Source organism: Microcoleus sp. LEGE 07076 (assembly GCF_015207455.1).
GTDB lineage: Bacteria > Cyanobacteriota > Cyanobacteriia > Cyanobacteriales > Microcoleaceae > Microcoleus.
On record NZ_JADEWV010000072.1, the window covers coordinates 1 to 16,235 of the forward strand.

A 16,235-nucleotide genomic window follows, 5' to 3' on the forward strand; every position below is an offset into this window, starting at 1 on the left:
TCAACCAATCGATTATCGACTCTCAAGGTCGTGCAATCAATACCTGGGCTGACGTGATCAACCGCGCTAACTTGGGTATGGAAGTAATGCACGAGCGCAACGCTCACAACTTCCCGCTCGATTTGGCAGCGGGTGAAACAACTCCAGTTGCAATGGTTGCTCCTTCTATCAACGGCTAAGTTTTAGCAATTGATTAACAAACAGCGCTCCTAGAAATAGGGGCGCTTTTTGTTTGGGGAAAAAGATTTTATCCACCTCATTCTTCCTTCTATCCGTTAAATTCCTTCAATCCCGCTCGCGCGCGGGTTGCCGAACTTTATTTCATGCTGGAATTTTTTTATGATGACCAGAGAATATAGCGACAAGGCCGATCGAGATACTGTGACATACTCCACCCGCAAAATCTCATATAATGGTCTAGGATTCCAATATTCGGATTCAAAATATGTTGGACTTGCCGTAGAGTCTTCGCTACCAGCAATGCAATTGTGTCAATTCCAGAATCTAACCATAGACAAATGTAGCTGATCGGGAGTCGCTCCTCACCGTCCCAAGCGCTCTATCTCTAAGGATGATTTGTATTATGAAAGATGGACAAGAAGTACGCCGCGTCCCCACAGCAGTCATTGCCGGTGTTTGCGGGTTCGCTTTAATGGCGGGAGGGGGCATTGCCTTGTGGGTGGCGAACCGTTCGCCAAACCCAGCAGACACACAGTCTTCTGCTCCGACTACCGCTCCGCCTCTGTCCCCAACTCCTGCGGAATCACCTGCTGTAATTATTCCCGTACCCCCTCCAAATCCTATCCGGGTGCCGCCGACTCAGACAACGCCGGCTCAGACGCCGGAATCTGTGCCACAGCAGGCTCTGCCACAGCCTTTGCCACAGCCTTTGCCACAGCCTTTGCAGCAAGCTGCCGAGACAGTTCAAGTCTACTGGGTTAAAGGGGCGAGCGGCAAATTTGAGGCCGTTCCGACGAAAGTAGCTGCCAGACAAGCTGAAAAGCCTGATGCAGCTTTACAAGCTGCTTTTAACAGTTTGTTGGCTGGGCCCAAGGATGCAACTGTTTCTAGCGAAATTCCCAAGGGGACAAAACTCCGGAGTTTGAGTGTCAAAAATGACGGAGTTCATGTGGATTTGTCGGGCGAATTTACTTCGGGCGGAGGCAGCACTTCGATGACTAGCCGGTTAGGGCAAGTTATCTATACGGCTACGAGCTTAAAACCGAATACCAAGGTTTGGATTTCGGTGGAAGGCAAGCCTTTAGAGCTTTTGGGTGGCGAAGGTTTGGAGGTGGACCAGCCGAGTACCAGGCAAAGTTTTGACAAAAATTTTCCCCTTTAGGAATTATGAGTAATTAGTTATCAGTCATTAGTCATTAGTCTAAATGCAAAAAGTAGGGATTGATAACTGATAACTGAATAACTGATAAGCTGTCGGACATTTAAATTGTATGTTCAGGGCGGGCAGGATGCCCACCCCACAAGAAGGGGATTTTTTTTGACATTCAATTTAAATGCCGCAACAGCTTAACTGATAACTGATAACTGATGATATCGCTGACTCGATCGTCGGAATAATATTTTTTTTGAGTCCAGTGCTGATGGCTGGGGACTGGGGACTGGAAACTGGGTACTAATAACTAATTTTTAGTGTTCGGCAGTCAGGCTAAATGTCATAAGGTGCAGGGCTTGCTGTTCGATGCGGGTGGCCAGCCGAGCGTACACCATATTGCACAGCTCGAAAATTCACTCGTCCTGCACCCGATTATCGTAAGCTGAAGTCCCTGCACTCCGGCGAGCGAGGATACCAGCTTGCAGCATGAGTTTGATGTGCCGAGAAACATTGGCTTGATTCCTTTGAGTAGCTTCCACAAACTCTTGCACGCATTTTTCGCCGTCGCGATGCAAGTTCAAAATTCCTAAACGCATTGGTTCGCTCAAAATACTGAAATATTCAGCAACTTTTTGCACCACCTCTTGCAGGACAGGCTGGGATGACTTTATCAAACTCACCGGAGAGAATCACTCGGGAAATATGAGGATTTATTCGATAACAATAAAGTAATCCTTCAATCCGGATTAATTCGCATCAAAACTTGACCGTATTCGACAGGTTCGCCATTTTGCACTAAAATTTCCATCACCTGACCCGACACTTCATCAGCATCAATTTCGTTCATCAGCTTCATCGCTTCGATAATACAGACTGTCTGGCTGACCTTGATGCGATCGCCCACACTGACAAAAGGTGGCTCATCGGGAGCAGCAGCGCGATAAAAGGTTCCTACCATCGGCGAGATAATTGACACCCATTTGGTATCGACTGGAGCAGAAACCGCAGCAGAAACACCAGGATGGGGGGCCGCTGGGGCCTCGGCCACTTCCCCTCCTAAATTTTCGCCAGCAGCATCCGGTAACGTGGCAGCGGGGCTAGCAATAGCACCCAAGATCGGAGCGATTGTCGCAGCAGCAGCAGGGAGCGCTGCTACGGTGCCTGGTTCGCTGGCTAGAATGCCTTTGCGTACTGTCAGTTCAAGCTCCCCACTTTTTAACGTCAGTTCCGAAATGCCAGTTTTGTCTAAAACAGTTAGCAGTTCGCAAAGCTGGTTTAAGTCTAATTGCACAGCAGATTCAATGGTAATTGAGAATTGGGAATTGGAAATTGGGAATTGGGAATTGCCAATGGAAAAAAGGTGCGACTAGAAGCTGAGTTTGGGAGCAAAGAGGTCTTTTGTAAGCTTTGATTGATAAGTATTGAATTTTTAATTCTTTAACTCACAACTCAAAATTAATAACTCAAAACCCTCTTTTTCTCCCTAGTTTCTACTCTCGGCCGAGGTACTTGTCTTCACGAGTATCGATCCGAATCCGTTCTCCAATGGAAATAAATAGAGGCACCATAATCTGAGCTCCGGTGGAGAGGATGGCTGGTTTGCTGCCACCGGTGGCAGTATCTCCTTTGACTCCGGGATCGGTTTGTGTTACTTCCAAGACGACAGCATTGGGCAGTTCCACTTCCATGATTTGGTCGTTCCAGCGAAGGATGCTGACTTCCATGCCTTCTGTGAGATATTTGACACGATCGCCTATTTCCTTAGCACTGAGGCGGCTTTCCTCGTAAGTTTCCATATCCATAAAGACAAACTGGTCGCCTTCTTTATAGGTATGCTGCATCGAGCTTTTTTCGAGATTGGCTTGAGGCATAGTCTCGCCAGCCCGGAAGGTTTGTTCTACTACGTTTCCGGTTTGGACATTTTTTAATTTTGTCCGCACAAAAGCTGAGCCTTTTCCTGGCTTGACGTGGAGGAATTCGATAACCCGCCACACGCCGTTATTCCATTCAATTGAAACACCTGTCCGAAAGTCGTTACTGGAAATCATATAAATTTTTGCGGGCAATCCCGTCGCCGGGGGCACGGGGGAACTACAGTCAGTCGATTTTAGATTTTAGATTTTAGATTTTAGATTTACTTGCAGCGCCGTGAATCTGGGAGCAGGAACCTTAGTCTAAAATTTCGATCTCTCCACGACAGGAGTCTGGGGATTGTATCCGTTTTTGAGCGGGGTCAGCTTAAAGCCGCAGTCTAGCTGACGGCATCAAAAAGCAATTGGCATTTTATTTTACCGTTGAAAGGGAGCAAGTGCTGTGCCGAATGCTAAAAAGCTCTCTGAGGAACGAAGTTTGTGGACGGGTGTAAGGGATAGAAGGCGGGCAGCGCTGTGGGAAGATAAGAGAGGCAATAAAAGTTAAAGTTATGTTGCATTTGCAGAATTTCTCGATCGACACGTGCAAGCGCTGGGTCAAAACCGTCGCTTTAGCACTCCTGCTGTTGGTACTCTCCCTGAGTTTCACTCCAGTCTCCCATGCCAAACGCCCCAGCAGCAGTATGCCTGCGGGGAATGCGATTACCGACGCCAGGGCGCTGCTGCGCTTCGCTTTACCGATTGACAACAAGACTGTGCGAGAGTTGCAAATGAGTCTGGAAGACATTGGCAACCACATCCGTTCTAAACGTTGGGGGCCCATTAGCAGCGATGTCAGCAAAGCTTCGAGGATTCTCAACCTGCGGGAGTCTGATATTTTAGGCAGTATTCCCGAGGCGAAACAGCCGGAAGCTGAGACGCTGGTGGCGCGAGTCAAGGAGGGAGTTGCCCAACTGGAAAAGGCTGTTGAGGCTAAAGATAGGGAAAAAGTGATTGACTTGAAAGCCAAAATCCTCGGTTCGGTAGGCGAAATCGAAGAGTTGATGGTGACCGAGTTTCCGTTTGAAGTGCCGGCCAAGTATGCTAATCTGCCTCAACTCAAAGGGCGCGCTACTGTGGCTGTAGAAACTCAAAAGGGGAAAATTACTGTTGTGGTTGACGGTTACAGCGCGCCGGTGACTGCTGGTAATTTTGTGGATTTGGTCGATCGAGGTTTTTATGACGGTTTGCCGTTTATTCGATCGGAAGAATCCTATGTTTTGCAAACGGGAGACCCCGAAGGCAAGGAAGTGGGTTTTATTGACCCAGCTACTGGTCAATACCGGAGTGTTCCGCTAGAAGTCCTCGTCAGGGACGAAAAAGAACCTGTTTACGGGATTACTCTAGAAGATGCGGGGCGCTATCGCGACGAGCCTGTTTTGCCTTTTTCAGCTTTCGGTACTGTGGCGATGGCTAGGGCCGAAGCCGATCCTGACAGCGGTTCTTCTCAATTTTTCTTTTTCTTGTTTGAACCTGAACTGACACCGGCTGGTTTGAATCTTTTGGACGGTCGGTATGCTGTTTTTGGTTACGTGACTGAAGGAAAAGAGGTTTTGGATCAACTGAAGCAGGGAGACAAGATTGTATCTGCTAAGGTGATTAAAGGTAAGGAAAATTTGGTTTTACCTCAAGTTTGATCTGCACCCAAACAAAAATGGCGCTTAAAATCGCTGTTTGTCAAACAAAGCCCGCCTCCGCGGGCCTGAAGAATTAAGAACAAATAAACAAGACGGCGATGGCAATCGCTGCTTGTCAAACAAAGCCTGGGGAGGCATACCCGCAGAGTTAATCTAATAAGTAGAAGTTGAAATGCTGTGATTATTCATATCTACTTAAATTCGTTACTCAATCTCGCAATTCAATCGTTATCATGGCAATTTTAGAATTTTTATTGGTAATTGGTTTCGGTGGATTCGCAGGATTGTTGATGGTGAACAATCTGAATGAAAGCAAGCAAAAGCGACAGTTGGATGAGGCTTTTTATCATTTGTTAGAAAGTCAAAACAGTCAGATGTCGCTGATTCAGTTGGCGGCAAGCGCTAGGGTAGAGGCTGAAGTTGCTCAGGAGTATTTAAACCGGCAAGTTAAAATTTTTTCGGCGATTTTAGAGGTGGATGATGAAGGGGATACTTTTTATCGATTTCCGAGGTTGCACTTGCCGCCAAGTTCGGCTAAAGAATGGTAAGAAGAAGTCATTAGTCAGTAGTTATTTGTTGTTTGTTATTTGTTATTTGTTATTTGTAACAACTGGCAACTGACAACTGGCAACTTGCAACTACCAACTGACAACTGGCAACTGGCAACTGCTTTCCGTACAACTTCATCAGGAATAAGTCCAACGTCATGTTTTGCTGTCCCCGCCGAGCTTTCCGTACAACGTCATCAGTCCGATGTCCGTCGGAAGAAGAAAGAAAGGTTTAGTTATCTAGCGCCGTGAAGTCAGAAGAGATACACACAGTAAGCTTGAGTGGGAGTCATATTTTATGTTTAATTAAGTGGATTTATTTAAAGCGTGAAAATTCTATCGACTAATTTCAAATTATGAAAGTTAAAGATATTGGAGAACAAGGTCTTTTAAAAATATTGCAAAAATTCTGTCCTGCAGAAATAGTCGGAGATGATTGTGCTGTCATGGCTACAAATCCCAACCAATCTCTCGCTATCACTACAGATATGCTGGTGGATGGAGTGCATTTTAGCGATCGCACCACAGGCCCTTATTATGCAGGCTGGCGCGCCGCAACGGCAAATTTGTCGGATCTCGCGGCGATGGGAGCAAGACCTCTAGCGGTGACGGTAGCCCTGGCTGTGGCGGCGGATACGGCTGTGGTTTGGGTGGAAGAGTTTTATCGGGGGATGACGGCTTGTTTGCAAGCGTATCATACGCCGATCGCTGGTGGGGATGTGGTGCGATCGCCCGTGGTGACAGTGGCGATTACTGCTTTCGGAGAGGTTGAGTTCGATCGTACCATTAGCAGGTCTAAAGCGCGATCGAATTGGGCGATTGTGGCGACTGGCGTGCACGGAGCCTCCCGCGCGGGATTAGAATTGTTGTTAAATCCAGAATTCGGGCAAAATCTTACAGAAGTCGATCGGGCTTGCTTAATTCTCGCTCACCAGCGCCCTCAACCGCGACTGGATGTTTTGCCGATTGTTTGGGAAATTTTAGATGCTGCGGGTGAATTTTCCATCGCCGGAATGGATAGCAGCGACGGTTTAGCTGATGCGATTATTCAAGTTTGTCGGGCTAGCGGTGTTGGTGCAAATGTCGATCGTACAAAACTACCGATTCCCCCTATTTTCAGCAAAATACTCTCAGCCGAAAAGGCTCTGGATTGGGCATTGTACGGCGGTGAAGATTTCGAGTTAGTGCTGTTTTTGCCGATCGACCGTGCTAAGTTATTGGTAGAAAAAATAGGAAACGCAGCCGCGATTGTGGGAATTGCTACCGAGAGCACCGATATCTGGTTGACTGATAGCAGCGGTATTTATCCTGATTCTAGCTTAAAGCTCGATCGAGGATTTCAACATTTCTGAATTACACCATCTTCTATATAAAATAAGGATTTTCACTAGATCGACTTGACGGTGAGAGTCAATCATTTCAATCAAATTACCTTGTTCAATGTCACGAACAACAGTTACCGGACTTGCTTTTTATTCGATCGTACTTATCTCACCAATACTCCCTCGCTTAGCTGACTCCCAACAGTTGTTTTTTTACCCCAATAGATCCGAGCAAAAATATCTTTAATTCTTTAATTTCGTCTCAAGGCTATAATTATTACACTGATGACTAACTATTACCGACACTACAACACTCATTCGCAAGTAAATTTGTCCTTCAATTTGAGTGCAAATTTCCACCTAGACTCCAGGTAAGTCTAATACATAGTCTAAATGAAAGTTCATCACTCTAAATATGTATTACTCAATCTATTTTATACCATATACTCAAGAGAGCTGTACCGATCGCCTGTGACCGCCGCTTGCCCAGAGTAATAAAAAACTAGCTCAAATCCCTCATCAAAGTCCCCGCTGCCGTCTGCTGCACGCCCGCGAGGCTTGCAACCAGCTTTGAGCCGCAACGGCCCAACAGCCGAAATTTTTATCAAAAACTTTATATTCTTTTGATTAACTTTACCAAAACTTCATATAACATTCTGTAAAAAATTTTATGTATTTTTGATGAAAGCTAATATTTGCAGGTATTGCAGTCAGTTTGAGACCCTTGCCGACAAAAATAGATGTAGTAGGTTAGAAACAGAGACAAAATTAAAACTTTGCTGTTAGAGATTAAATTGCGGCACATCGAGTGTCAGTGAAAACCCTCAGAACAACAAGCACTGATTTACTGCGATCACACACCTAAGTGATATGCGTCTCTAGAGTAACTACTGTAAAATCTCTTTTGCAGCTATGACGATCGTCCTAAATATCGCACAAGAGGCGATCGTCTATTCCAGTCACCGGAAAAATTGCGTTTGCCGTCTTACTACCTAAAAATATTGGAGGAATCAGGGTTATGACTACCTTAACGCTAGTCAAAAAAACATCTTTTACAATCGCCACCTTGGCAACCACAATCTTGCTGAGCATCTGCGCGCCCGTCCAAGCTTTCATGTTTGGTACCAAGGGCATCCAATTCGATGAAGATACAAGTATAAACTTTACATTCGACCAATCTCACGGGAGTTACCAATCCAGCTTGTGGGTAGCCCAAGCTCAGTCAGGAAACACTGGCTACACCAACATCGCCAGACTGTTTTACGAGTTCCAACCATCAGACAAAGGCTACGCCGATGAATGGAAGGGAAGCTTCGGCAAAACCGTCGCCTCCGACAATGGCTCCATGACGCAAACCTTCAAATTTTTGCAGGGTCAAATTTATACCCTGCTGCTGTGGAGCGACACCGGCAGCGGCAAACAATTCGAGCAGTACGTCTCCAGCACCACCTTAATGAACAGTCCCGAATGGTTTGCGGCCAACACCCAGTTTAGTAGAGATGACTGCGTGCTGACGGGCTGTCAGCAAGTCATATTTGGCGACTTTGGGATCGACTACAACTCCAACGACTCATTTGCCAACATGAACGGCGGTAAAGGCCCAGAGCAATATTCATCGCTCGCAATGCCCCAACTGGCGAGGGGCACAAAAGTCTCCTTCGACGATGCCGGAGGAGCAAACGACGCTGACTTCCAAGACTTCACCGTATCGGCAGAGTTAGCCCCCGAACCAGTTACGGTGTTCGGCACTATGCTGGGGCTCGGAGCTTTGGCCGCCGCTCGCCGAAAAAAAAAGCGGCAGCAGCAGCCAGAAAAATGACTTTTAACTAGCCCGTACAAATCTAAATAGTGAGTCGGTTCAGTGGTACTCTGAGGAATAGCATTTCTAAATGTTAAGAGTTTTTCCAATATCGGAAAAATAGCATCCTAACAAAGGCACTATTCATGGTATCCACCGCAGAAAAAACGAACGTAGGCTACATCACCCAAATCATCGGGCCAGTTGTAGACGTAAAATTCCCAGGCGGCAAACTGCCCCAAATTTATAACGCTCTGACGATTTCCGGCAAAAACGAAGCAGGTCAAGACGTAGCTGTTACCTGTGAAGTTCAGCAACTGCTAGGAGACAGCCAAGTGCGTGCAGTTTCCATGAGCACCACTGACGGCTTGGTTCGCGGTATGGAAGTCGTAGACACCGGAGAAGCGATCCAAGTTCCCGTCGGAATCCCAACTCTCGGCCGGATTTTTAACGTCATCGGTCAACCCGTAGACAACCTCGGCCCGGTCAATACTTCCGAAAGTATGCCCATCCACCGCCAACCGCCGGCGTTCACGGAACTGGAAACCAAGCCTTCGGTGTTTGAAACCGGGATCAAGGTGATCGACCTGCTGGCCCCCTACCGCCGCGGCGGCAAAATCGGTTTGTTCGGTGGCGCAGGTGTCGGCAAAACCGTGATTATGATGGAACTCGTGAACAACATCGCCAAAGCTCACGGCGGCGTGTCCGTGTTCGGCGGTGTGGGCGAGCGCACCCGCGAAGGTAATGACCTCTACAAAGAAATGATCGAGTCGGGGGTTATTAACGAAGAAGACCGCAGCAAGTCGAAAATTGCCCTAGTATACGGTCAAATGAACGAGCCACCGGGTGCTCGGATGCGCGTCGGCCTGTCGGCTCTGGCAATGGCCGAATACTTCCGCGATGTCAGCAAGCAGGACGTTCTCCTATTTATTGACAATATCTTCCGGTTCGTGCAAGCGGGCTCTGAGGTATCGGCTTTGTTGGGTCGGATGCCTTCGGCTGTGGGATATCAGCCGACTCTCGGTACAGACATGGGCGACTTGCAAGAACGGATTACTTCGACTACTGAAGGTTCCATTACTTCGGTTCAAGCTGTCTACGTACCTGCGGATGACTTGACTGACCCGGCTCCGGCTACGACTTTTGCTCACTTGGACGCTACAACTGTGTTGTCTCGCGGTTTGGCTGCCAAGGGTATTTATCCGGCTGTTGACCCGCTGGATTCTACCTCTACAATGTTGCAAGTTAGTGTGGTCGGCGAAGAACACTACGGTGTGGCGCGTCAGGTGCAGTCTACTCTGCAGCGTTACAAGGAATTGCAAGATATTATTGCGATTTTGGGTTTGGACGAGCTGTCGGAAGATGACCGCTTGACCGTTTCTCGCGCTCGCAAAATTGAACGGTTCTTGTCTCAACCGTTCTTTGTGGCAGAAGTGTTTACTGGTGCTCCCGGTAAGTACGTCAAGCTGGCTGATACGATTAAGGGCTTCCAAATGATTTTGGGTGGCGAACTTGATGAGTTACCAGAACAAGCTTTCTATTTGGTTGGCGATATCAATGAGGCGATCGCCAAAGCTGAAAAAATGAAGGCTGAGGCGAAGTAATTTTAGTCAGTAGTCAGTAGTCAGTAGTTATTTGTTATTTGTTATTGGTTATTTGTTATTGGTAACAACTGACAACTGGCAACTGACAACTAAGAGGGCCCGCACGGGGGCACCGCCCCTACCAACTGATAACTGACAACTGACAACTGACAACTGCCAACTGCCAACTGCCAACTGACAACTGACAATTTATGACATTAACTGTGCGCGTAGTGGCCCCAGACAAAACTGTTTGGGATTCTAATGCTGAAGAAGTAATTTTGCCGAGTACCACAGGCCAATTGGGTATCTTGAGCGGTCATGCTCCGATGTTGACTGCTTTGGATACCGGAGTGATGCGCGTCCGTCCTGGTAAGGAATGGGTGGCTATTGCTCTGATGGGCGGCTTTGCAGAAATCCAAGAAAACCAAGTTACTATTCTTGTCAACGGCGCCGAGAAAGGCGAAACGATCGACAAAGAAGATGCTCGCAAGGCTTACACCGAAGCAGAAGCTCGTTTGGAAAAGTCGGCTAGTGGCACTTTGCAAGAGCAAATTCAAGCTAAGCAAGCAATCAAACGCGCGCGAGCTCGTTTCCAAGCTGCGGGCGGCACGCTTTAGCGATCGCGGGTAGGACACGGTGCTTTTGTATCTCTGGTTTGTATCTAAGTCTAGATCCCCCCTAACCCCCCTTAACAAGGGGGGGACAGGAAATGGATCAAAGTCCCCCTTTTTAAGGGGGATCTAGACTCAGGGAGCAACGAGATTTGTTAAGGGTTTTAGACTTAAGTTGACACTAATGAACAATGTTTTGTCCCTACGGTCAGAGCTAAACTCCAGCCTCGGACAATAGTGATTGCATTGTTTCCCAAGATAACCCCTGCTGAAGATAGCGGGGGTTATTTGGATTGTAGGGACTCTCTAGTCGATCGACACTAACAATTTTTGCTCCCGACGGCAAAACTGGCACTTCTGGATCGAAAGCGGTCGATCGTACCAGCGAGCTAGAAAAGCCTTTAAAAATAGCAATTTCGTCGAATTCGCCCTCAATTTCGGCCTTGACGATTAAAACTTCATCAGGTCTTTTTACCGTGTACTGTTCCAAGCGGCGATCCCTAGAGTCAGCCATAGCACCTATCACTTTACACAAATTAGCTATAATATAGCTTAATTTTGTGGCTAATTTCAGGCACAGACCGCCAAAATTTTATTTTTAATTCTACCCTTTTTAACAGCCGGAAGTAAGCCGACAAAATATCAACTGTATAAAAATAATCTTAATTTTTTTAATCCTACTCAACTATTTGAACCATATTTTATGACCCAAATAAAGACTAAATTTAAAATATTATATTTAAGTCAAAATCTTATTAAAAACTGGTTTGGTTGGAAAAATTTACTGCTATTTCTGCTAGTTTTTTGCTTGATTTTAGCTGCGGCAAGTTGCAAATCCCAAATCGTAAATAACTATACAGCAAAAACCAAAAATGCACCGTCTAATTTAACAAAAGTTGTCAGAATCGGCCATCAGGGTTTCGGAGCGCTGTTTTATCTCAAAGCTAAAGGCTCTTTGGAAACCCGTTTAACAAAAATGGGGTGGTCTGTAGAATGGACGGAATTTGTCGCAGGGCCGCCAATTTTAGCAGCAATAGGCAAAGCAAAAATCGATCTGGGTTATGCAGGATTTGTGCCGCCAATTTTTGCCCAATCAAACGGCGTACCTTTTGTTTATATTGCTAATGATTCAGCTTTACCTGGAAGCATTGGAATCGTAGTTCCTCAAGATTCTCCTATTCGGACTCTGGCGGATCTCAAAGGCAAGAAAATAGCAGCAACTCAGAAAACCGCAGGTCACTATTTGTTGATTCGGGCGTTAACTCAAGGCGGCTTGCAGTTAAAAGATGCCGAATTTGTAGATTTGCCGCCGACAAAAGCTCGGGAAGCATTTGTGAGAGGCGAGGTTGATGCTTGGGCGATTTGGCAGCCGTTTCTAGCTCAGTTACAGGAAACTATGCCTGTTCATTTCTTGACTGACAGCGACGGGCTGATGAATGACAGAAACTTCTATTTGGCAAGTCGTTCTTTTGCTAGTGACTTTCCCGATGTTGTTAGAATAGTCATGGCAGAAACGCGAAAAATGGCTGCTTGGATAACTAGGAATCCCGAGGAAGCAGCGGAATTTATCAGCGCTGGAACGGAAATGAAAAAAACAACAGCTAGAATATTAACTAAAAGCCGCAGCTACGATTTGCTGCCAATTCAAAACAGTGCTGTTGAAGAACAGCAGCGGATTGCTGAAATTTTCTTTCGGTTGGGACTACTTCCCGATCGCATTTGGATTGAAGATGTGATCTGGAAACAAAAGTTAGATTTATAAAACCAGAATGTAGGCGAAGGTATCGATCGCTAGACGGTTGCGATTTTGCAAGTCTTAAAAATGGAATTAGGTGTATCCTATAGAGTGAATTCAAACTGTTAACTGGCAAAATCAAATGTCCTCAATTGCCAATCAACTGCGTTACGGTTTTGTCTCGATTGTTGTAGCTAGCGTATTGATGGCGGGAAGTACCTTAGCTTACCTCAGCTTTCGGGGACAGATAGAACAGACAAAACAACTTCAGTTCGAGCGATCGCAAGCTACTGCGATCCAAATTAGTGCTTATCTGGATAACTTGCAGCGCCAACTCAATTATTTGTCAGAATTGCGCGGCTTAACAGAATTTAATGCTGAAACTCAGCGCAGCATTCTCGAAGGATTGGTCAACAGCAACAGCGCCTACGAAGTCGTAGGAATTTTTAACAGTAAAGGTCAAATCATACAGGCGATTTCGCCTTACGAACCGTTCTCTGTATCTAGCTTGAGTTTAGCGGGTATTTCGGCTGATGCACCGATATTTTGGCAGACAATTAAACAGGGTCAAAATTATGTAAATCAAGTAGAGGTCGATATGAAAACAAAGGTTAATGTTGTTAATTTAGCAGTGCCTGTCCGCGACAGTAAAAATAAAATTGCTGGAGTATTGTTTGCCCGAGTTAGTCTAAATTTTTTGATTCAAATTGTTGCCCGATCGCAAGTTGGAAAAACTGGATATAGCTATGTTCTCGACCACAGATCGGTGCTGATTTCGGAAACAGGAAGCAAGATTAATCCGTATTTACTGCAAGATTTGAGAGGGCGATCGTTTGTGGGAGAGTTATTCAAATTAGCTTTGGCTTCGGGGATGCAATCTCCGATCGTTTATCGAGGTTGGCGCGGGGAAGAAGTAATGGGTACGGGGGCGATCGTGCGCCCGGTGCAGTGGATGGTGGTTGTAGAGCTACCTACAGCCGAAGCTTATGCTCCGGTGCGATCGCTCGTAGCCGTCATGGGTGCAGTTACAATCGCCAGCGCCCTCGCCGCTGCGGGCTTGGGAGTTGCTTTGGCTCGATCGATCGCAAATCCATTGAAAATTATAACATCCGCAGCTACTAAAATGACTAGCGGAATGTTGGAAACTCGGGTAAATATTGCGGCATCTAACGAACTCGAAAAATTAGCTAATGCTTTCAACAGCATGGCAAGTCAATTGCAAATATCTTTCACAAAATTAGAAGATCAAAATGCCCAATTGCAGCGGCTCGATAAACTCAAAGACGAATTTTTAGCCAACACTTCTCACGAACTCCGCACTCCACTTAACGGCATTATCGGTTTAACAGAATCTTTAATCGACGGCGCTACAGGACAATTGCCAGAACCGACTATTTCCAATCTAGAAATTATTGCATTTAGCGGCAGAAGACTGTCCAATCTGATTAACGACATTCTTGATTTCTCGAAGCTGAGACACAAAAACATTGAACTGCAAATCAAGCCCGTCGGCATCCGAGAAATTGTCGATATTGTGGTGACTCTTTCTCAACCTCTAATCGGTACAAAAAACTTGCAGTTGATTAATTCAGTCACTGCGGACATTCCTCTGGTGGATGCCGATGAAAATCGGGTGCAACAAATCCTTTATAACTTAATCGGAAATGCGATTAAATTTACCGACACTGGCACTGTAGAAATTTCTGCAAATACCATTTGTTTGAATTTGCCGGAGTTGGGTGACCGAGAAAGTTCCGTAAGGAGCCAGCTTCAATCTTTAATTATCAGGTCTAAACTGCAAATTACTGTATCCGATAGCGGGATTGGCATTGCTGAAGATAAATTAGAACGCATTTTTGAATTTTTTGAACAAGCAGACGGTTCCACTGCTAGAGAATACGGAGGAAGCGGTTTAGGTTTGGCAATTACAAAGCAGTTAGTGGAGCTGCACGGCGGCGCAATTAACGTATTTTCAGAATTAGGTATTGGTTCGCAGTTTACCTTTAGTTTGCCAATCTCTCAAAATCAGTGTATCGAGCGTAATCAGTTGTCATCAACCGTGCGGCAGTCTTTAGTTTCGACAACCAACCAGCGCCACCTAATAACTAATGAAACTGTGGGTACAAGTTTTAATAATAACAGTTCCATCGCTCAACTAGTCCGGCAAGAGAATACTCAGAAAAAAATCTTGATTGTAGATGACGAACCTGTGAATATTCAGGTGTTGGTTAACAATTTACTTCGGGAAAACTATGCCCTCGCGGAAGCTAGCAGCGGCAAAGAAGCTTTAGCTTTTCTAGACACAGGCTACAAGCCAGATTTAGTGTTGTTAGATATCATGATGCCGCGGATGACGGGTTACGAAGTTTGCGAGAAAATACGGGAGAAATTCACGGCTAGCGAAGTGCCTATCGTGATGCTAACCGCCAAAAATCAAGTATCTGATTTAGTGCAAGGTTTCAATGCTGGAGCCAATGATTTTTTAACTAAACCGTTTGTCAAAAATGAATTGCTAGCCAGAATTAAAACTCACATCCGTCTGGCAAAAATCAATGCAGCTTACGGTAAATTTGTCCCTCACGATTTTCTACGTTTTTTGGGACGCGAAAGTATTGTTGATGTCCAACTCGGCGATCAAATTCAAAAAGAAATGGCTGTTTTATTTTCTGATATTCGCTCTTTTACGACTATTTCCGAAGCGATGACTCCCCAAGAAAATTTTAAGTTTATCAACAGCTATCTCAGCCGAGTGAGTCCGGTTATTCGCGCTCACCAAGGTTTTATTGATAAATATATCGGCGATGCAATTATGGCACTATTTCCTGAGTCTGCAGATGATGCTGTTAGGGCGGCGGTGGAAATGCAAAAACAAGTGATTGTTTACAACCAGCACCGACAGCGAAGCAATTACGCACCGATCGCGATCGGCATCGGTTTGCACGCGGGTACTTTAATGCTGGGTACGATTGGCGAGCAAGAACGGATGGAAAGTACGGTGATTGCTGATGCGGTGAATCTCGCTTCTCGTTTGGAAGGATTGACTAAGGTTTACGGGTCGGGAATTCTGGTTGCTGAATCAATTTTAGAGCGTTTGGGCGATCGAGAACAATATCTGTACCGATTTGTCGATCGCGTCACAGTAAAAGGTAAAAAATTAGCGGTGTCGGTATTTGAAATTTATAATGGAGAAACACAACAAAGCATCGAATTAAAACAGGAAACTGCGGCAGCCTTTGAAAAAGGTCTGGAGCTTTATTTTGAGCAAAATTTTACTAAAGCGCAAAAAATATTCAAGAAAATTTGCGAAACAAATCCTCAAGATAAGTTAGCAGCAATCTACTGCGAGCGTTCTCTGAAGAACCGGATGTATGGAGTGCCAGAAGGATGGTCGGGGATAGAAGCTTTGGATGACAAGTAGTAAAAGTAACATCAACCTGACGGCAGAAAATTTTATCTGTTTATCGGGTTTTTTTACCTAATCTCAGTCATAATATATTCAGACCAAAGCAGGGAAACCCAAAATTGGGACTTTTCCTGAGAGATTCGCTGTCGATCGCGCTGGTTTGACTTCAAACTCGCATATATTGCGAAAATTTCTGCGAAAAACAAACCCGATTTGTCTGAAAAATTTCAGGTTTGACAGCGCTTCTGGAAGAAACCGAGAATGAAACTTTGCTTGTGCAAGTTTTTCTCTAGTACAAAAAAGTTTAAAATATTTAATACCGGTACAGATCCGATCGCCCGTATCATATGGT

At 45.6% G+C, this 16,235-nt stretch carries 14 protein-coding genes and 1 pseudogene; 10 read left to right on the forward strand and 5 right to left on the reverse strand.

Annotated features, from left to right (window positions below; genetic code table 11):
• Positions 1-179 (forward strand): annotated as a pseudogene (locus tag IQ270_RS14040) (photosystem II q(b) protein); the annotation flags it as partial.
• A gap of 404 nt (positions 180-583) precedes the next feature.
• On the forward strand, positions 584-1,342 hold the full coding sequence (locus IQ270_RS14045; RefSeq protein WP_193973807.1) for a GerMN domain-containing protein: 759 nt from the start codon (positions 584-586) through the stop codon (positions 1,340-1,342).
• A gap of 404 nt (positions 1,343-1,746) precedes the next feature.
• Here the strand turns inward: IQ270_RS14045 and IQ270_RS14050 are convergent, their stop codons facing one another.
• The 3 genes from IQ270_RS14050 to efp form a co-directional block, all read right to left on the reverse strand.
• Positions 1,747-2,007, reverse strand: coding sequence for a metalloregulator ArsR/SmtB family transcription factor (locus tag IQ270_RS14050; protein WP_339384160.1), 261 nt, complete (start codon positions 2,005-2,007; stop codon positions 1,747-1,749).
• 62 nt (positions 2,008-2,069) lie between these two features.
• Positions 2,070-2,624: an acetyl-CoA carboxylase biotin carboxyl carrier protein gene (gene accB / locus IQ270_RS14055; RefSeq protein ID WP_193973808.1), complete on the reverse strand. Its 555-nt coding sequence runs from the start codon at positions 2,622-2,624 to the stop codon at positions 2,070-2,072.
• A 199-nt stretch (positions 2,625-2,823) separates the two neighbouring features.
• The gene (gene efp / locus IQ270_RS14060) at positions 2,824-3,381 is read right to left on the reverse strand and encodes an elongation factor P (protein ID WP_193973809.1); all 558 of its coding nucleotides are present in this window, start codon (positions 3,379-3,381) and stop codon (positions 2,824-2,826) included.
• Positions 3,382-3,755: 374 nt separating this feature from the next.
• Here efp and IQ270_RS14065 point away from each other — a divergent pair, with 374 nt between their 5' ends.
• From IQ270_RS14065 to thiL, 3 genes are all read left to right on the forward strand, one after another.
• Positions 3,756-4,880 (forward strand): peptidylprolyl isomerase, encoded by a 1,125-nt coding sequence (locus tag IQ270_RS14065; RefSeq protein ID WP_193973810.1) that lies wholly within the window; start codon positions 3,756-3,758, stop codon positions 4,878-4,880.
• Positions 4,881-5,113: 233 nt separating this feature from the next.
• Positions 5,114-5,428, forward strand: coding sequence for a hypothetical protein (locus tag IQ270_RS14070; RefSeq protein WP_193973811.1), 315 nt, complete (start codon positions 5,114-5,116; stop codon positions 5,426-5,428).
• Positions 5,429-5,784: 356 nt separating this feature from the next.
• Positions 5,785-6,780, forward strand: coding sequence for a thiamine-phosphate kinase (thiL, locus tag IQ270_RS14075; RefSeq protein WP_193973812.1), 996 nt, complete (start codon positions 5,785-5,787; stop codon positions 6,778-6,780).
• Positions 6,781-7,184: 404 nt separating this feature from the next.
• Here thiL and IQ270_RS31045 read toward each other — a convergent pair whose 3' ends face one another.
• Positions 7,185-7,358 (reverse strand): hypothetical protein, encoded by a 174-nt coding sequence (locus IQ270_RS31045; RefSeq protein ID WP_228056353.1) that lies wholly within the window; start codon positions 7,356-7,358, stop codon positions 7,185-7,187.
• Between the two features lie 410 nt (positions 7,359-7,768).
• Here IQ270_RS31045 and IQ270_RS14080 point away from each other — a divergent pair, with 410 nt between their 5' ends.
• The 3 genes from IQ270_RS14080 to atpC all read left to right on the forward strand — a co-directional run bounded on the left by IQ270_RS14080 (position 7,769) and on the right by atpC (position 10,751).
• The gene (locus tag IQ270_RS14080) at positions 7,769-8,569 is read left to right on the forward strand and encodes a PEP-CTERM sorting domain-containing protein (protein WP_193973813.1); all 801 of its coding nucleotides are present in this window, start codon (positions 7,769-7,771) and stop codon (positions 8,567-8,569) included.
• A gap of 125 nt (positions 8,570-8,694) precedes the next feature.
• Positions 8,695-10,152, forward strand: a complete 1,458-nt coding sequence (atpD, locus tag IQ270_RS14085) for a F0F1 ATP synthase subunit beta (protein WP_193973814.1) — start codon at positions 8,695-8,697, stop codon at positions 10,150-10,152.
• Between the two features lie 191 nt (positions 10,153-10,343).
• A complete protein-coding gene (gene atpC / locus IQ270_RS14090; protein WP_193973815.1) occupies positions 10,344-10,751 on the forward strand; it encodes an ATP synthase F1 subunit epsilon in 408 nt (135 codons plus the stop codon).
• A 208-nt stretch (positions 10,752-10,959) separates the two neighbouring features.
• Here atpC and IQ270_RS14095 read toward each other — a convergent pair whose 3' ends face one another.
• On the reverse strand, positions 10,960-11,259 hold the full coding sequence (locus IQ270_RS14095; protein ID WP_193973816.1) for a hypothetical protein: 300 nt from the start codon (positions 11,257-11,259) through the stop codon (positions 10,960-10,962).
• Between the two features lie 189 nt (positions 11,260-11,448).
• On the opposite strand from IQ270_RS14095, the gene IQ270_RS14100 reads away from it, so the two are divergent.
• Together IQ270_RS14100 and IQ270_RS14105 are read left to right on the forward strand one after the other, a co-directional pair.
• Complete coding sequence (locus IQ270_RS14100; RefSeq protein WP_193973817.1) at positions 11,449-12,507, forward strand: aliphatic sulfonate ABC transporter substrate-binding protein; 1,059 nt, start codon at positions 11,449-11,451, stop codon at positions 12,505-12,507.
• Between the two features lie 115 nt (positions 12,508-12,622).
• Positions 12,623-15,898 (forward strand): response regulator, encoded by a 3,276-nt coding sequence (locus IQ270_RS14105; protein WP_193973818.1) that lies wholly within the window; start codon positions 12,623-12,625, stop codon positions 15,896-15,898.
• The last annotated feature ends 337 nt before the right edge of the window (positions 15,899-16,235 follow it).

Bases quoted from the DNA above. Each gene is read 5' to 3' on its own strand.
- IQ270_RS14045 (WP_193973807.1), top strand. From the start codon at position 584: ATGAAAGATGGACAAGAAGTACGCCGCGTCCCCACAGCAGTCATTGCC.
- efp (WP_193973809.1), bottom strand. From the start codon at position 3,381: ATGATTTCCAGTAACGACTTTCGGACAGGTGTTTCAATTGAATGGAAT.
- IQ270_RS14065 (WP_193973810.1), top strand. From the start codon at position 3,756: ATGTTGCATTTGCAGAATTTCTCGATCGACACGTGCAAGCGCTGGGTC.
- IQ270_RS14070 (WP_193973811.1), top strand. From the start codon at position 5,114: ATGGCAATTTTAGAATTTTTATTGGTAATTGGTTTCGGTGGATTCGCA.
- thiL (WP_193973812.1), top strand. From the start codon at position 5,785: ATGAAAGTTAAAGATATTGGAGAACAAGGTCTTTTAAAAATATTGCAA.
- IQ270_RS14080 (WP_193973813.1), top strand. From the start codon at position 7,769: ATGACTACCTTAACGCTAGTCAAAAAAACATCTTTTACAATCGCCACC.
- atpD (WP_193973814.1), top strand. From the start codon at position 8,695: ATGGTATCCACCGCAGAAAAAACGAACGTAGGCTACATCACCCAAATC.
- atpC (WP_193973815.1), top strand. From the start codon at position 10,344: ATGACATTAACTGTGCGCGTAGTGGCCCCAGACAAAACTGTTTGGGAT.
- IQ270_RS14095 (WP_193973816.1), bottom strand. From the start codon at position 11,259: ATGGCTGACTCTAGGGATCGCCGCTTGGAACAGTACACGGTAAAAAGA.
- IQ270_RS14100 (WP_193973817.1), top strand. From the start codon at position 11,449: ATGACCCAAATAAAGACTAAATTTAAAATATTATATTTAAGTCAAAAT.
- IQ270_RS14105 (WP_193973818.1), top strand. From the start codon at position 12,623: ATGTCCTCAATTGCCAATCAACTGCGTTACGGTTTTGTCTCGATTGTT.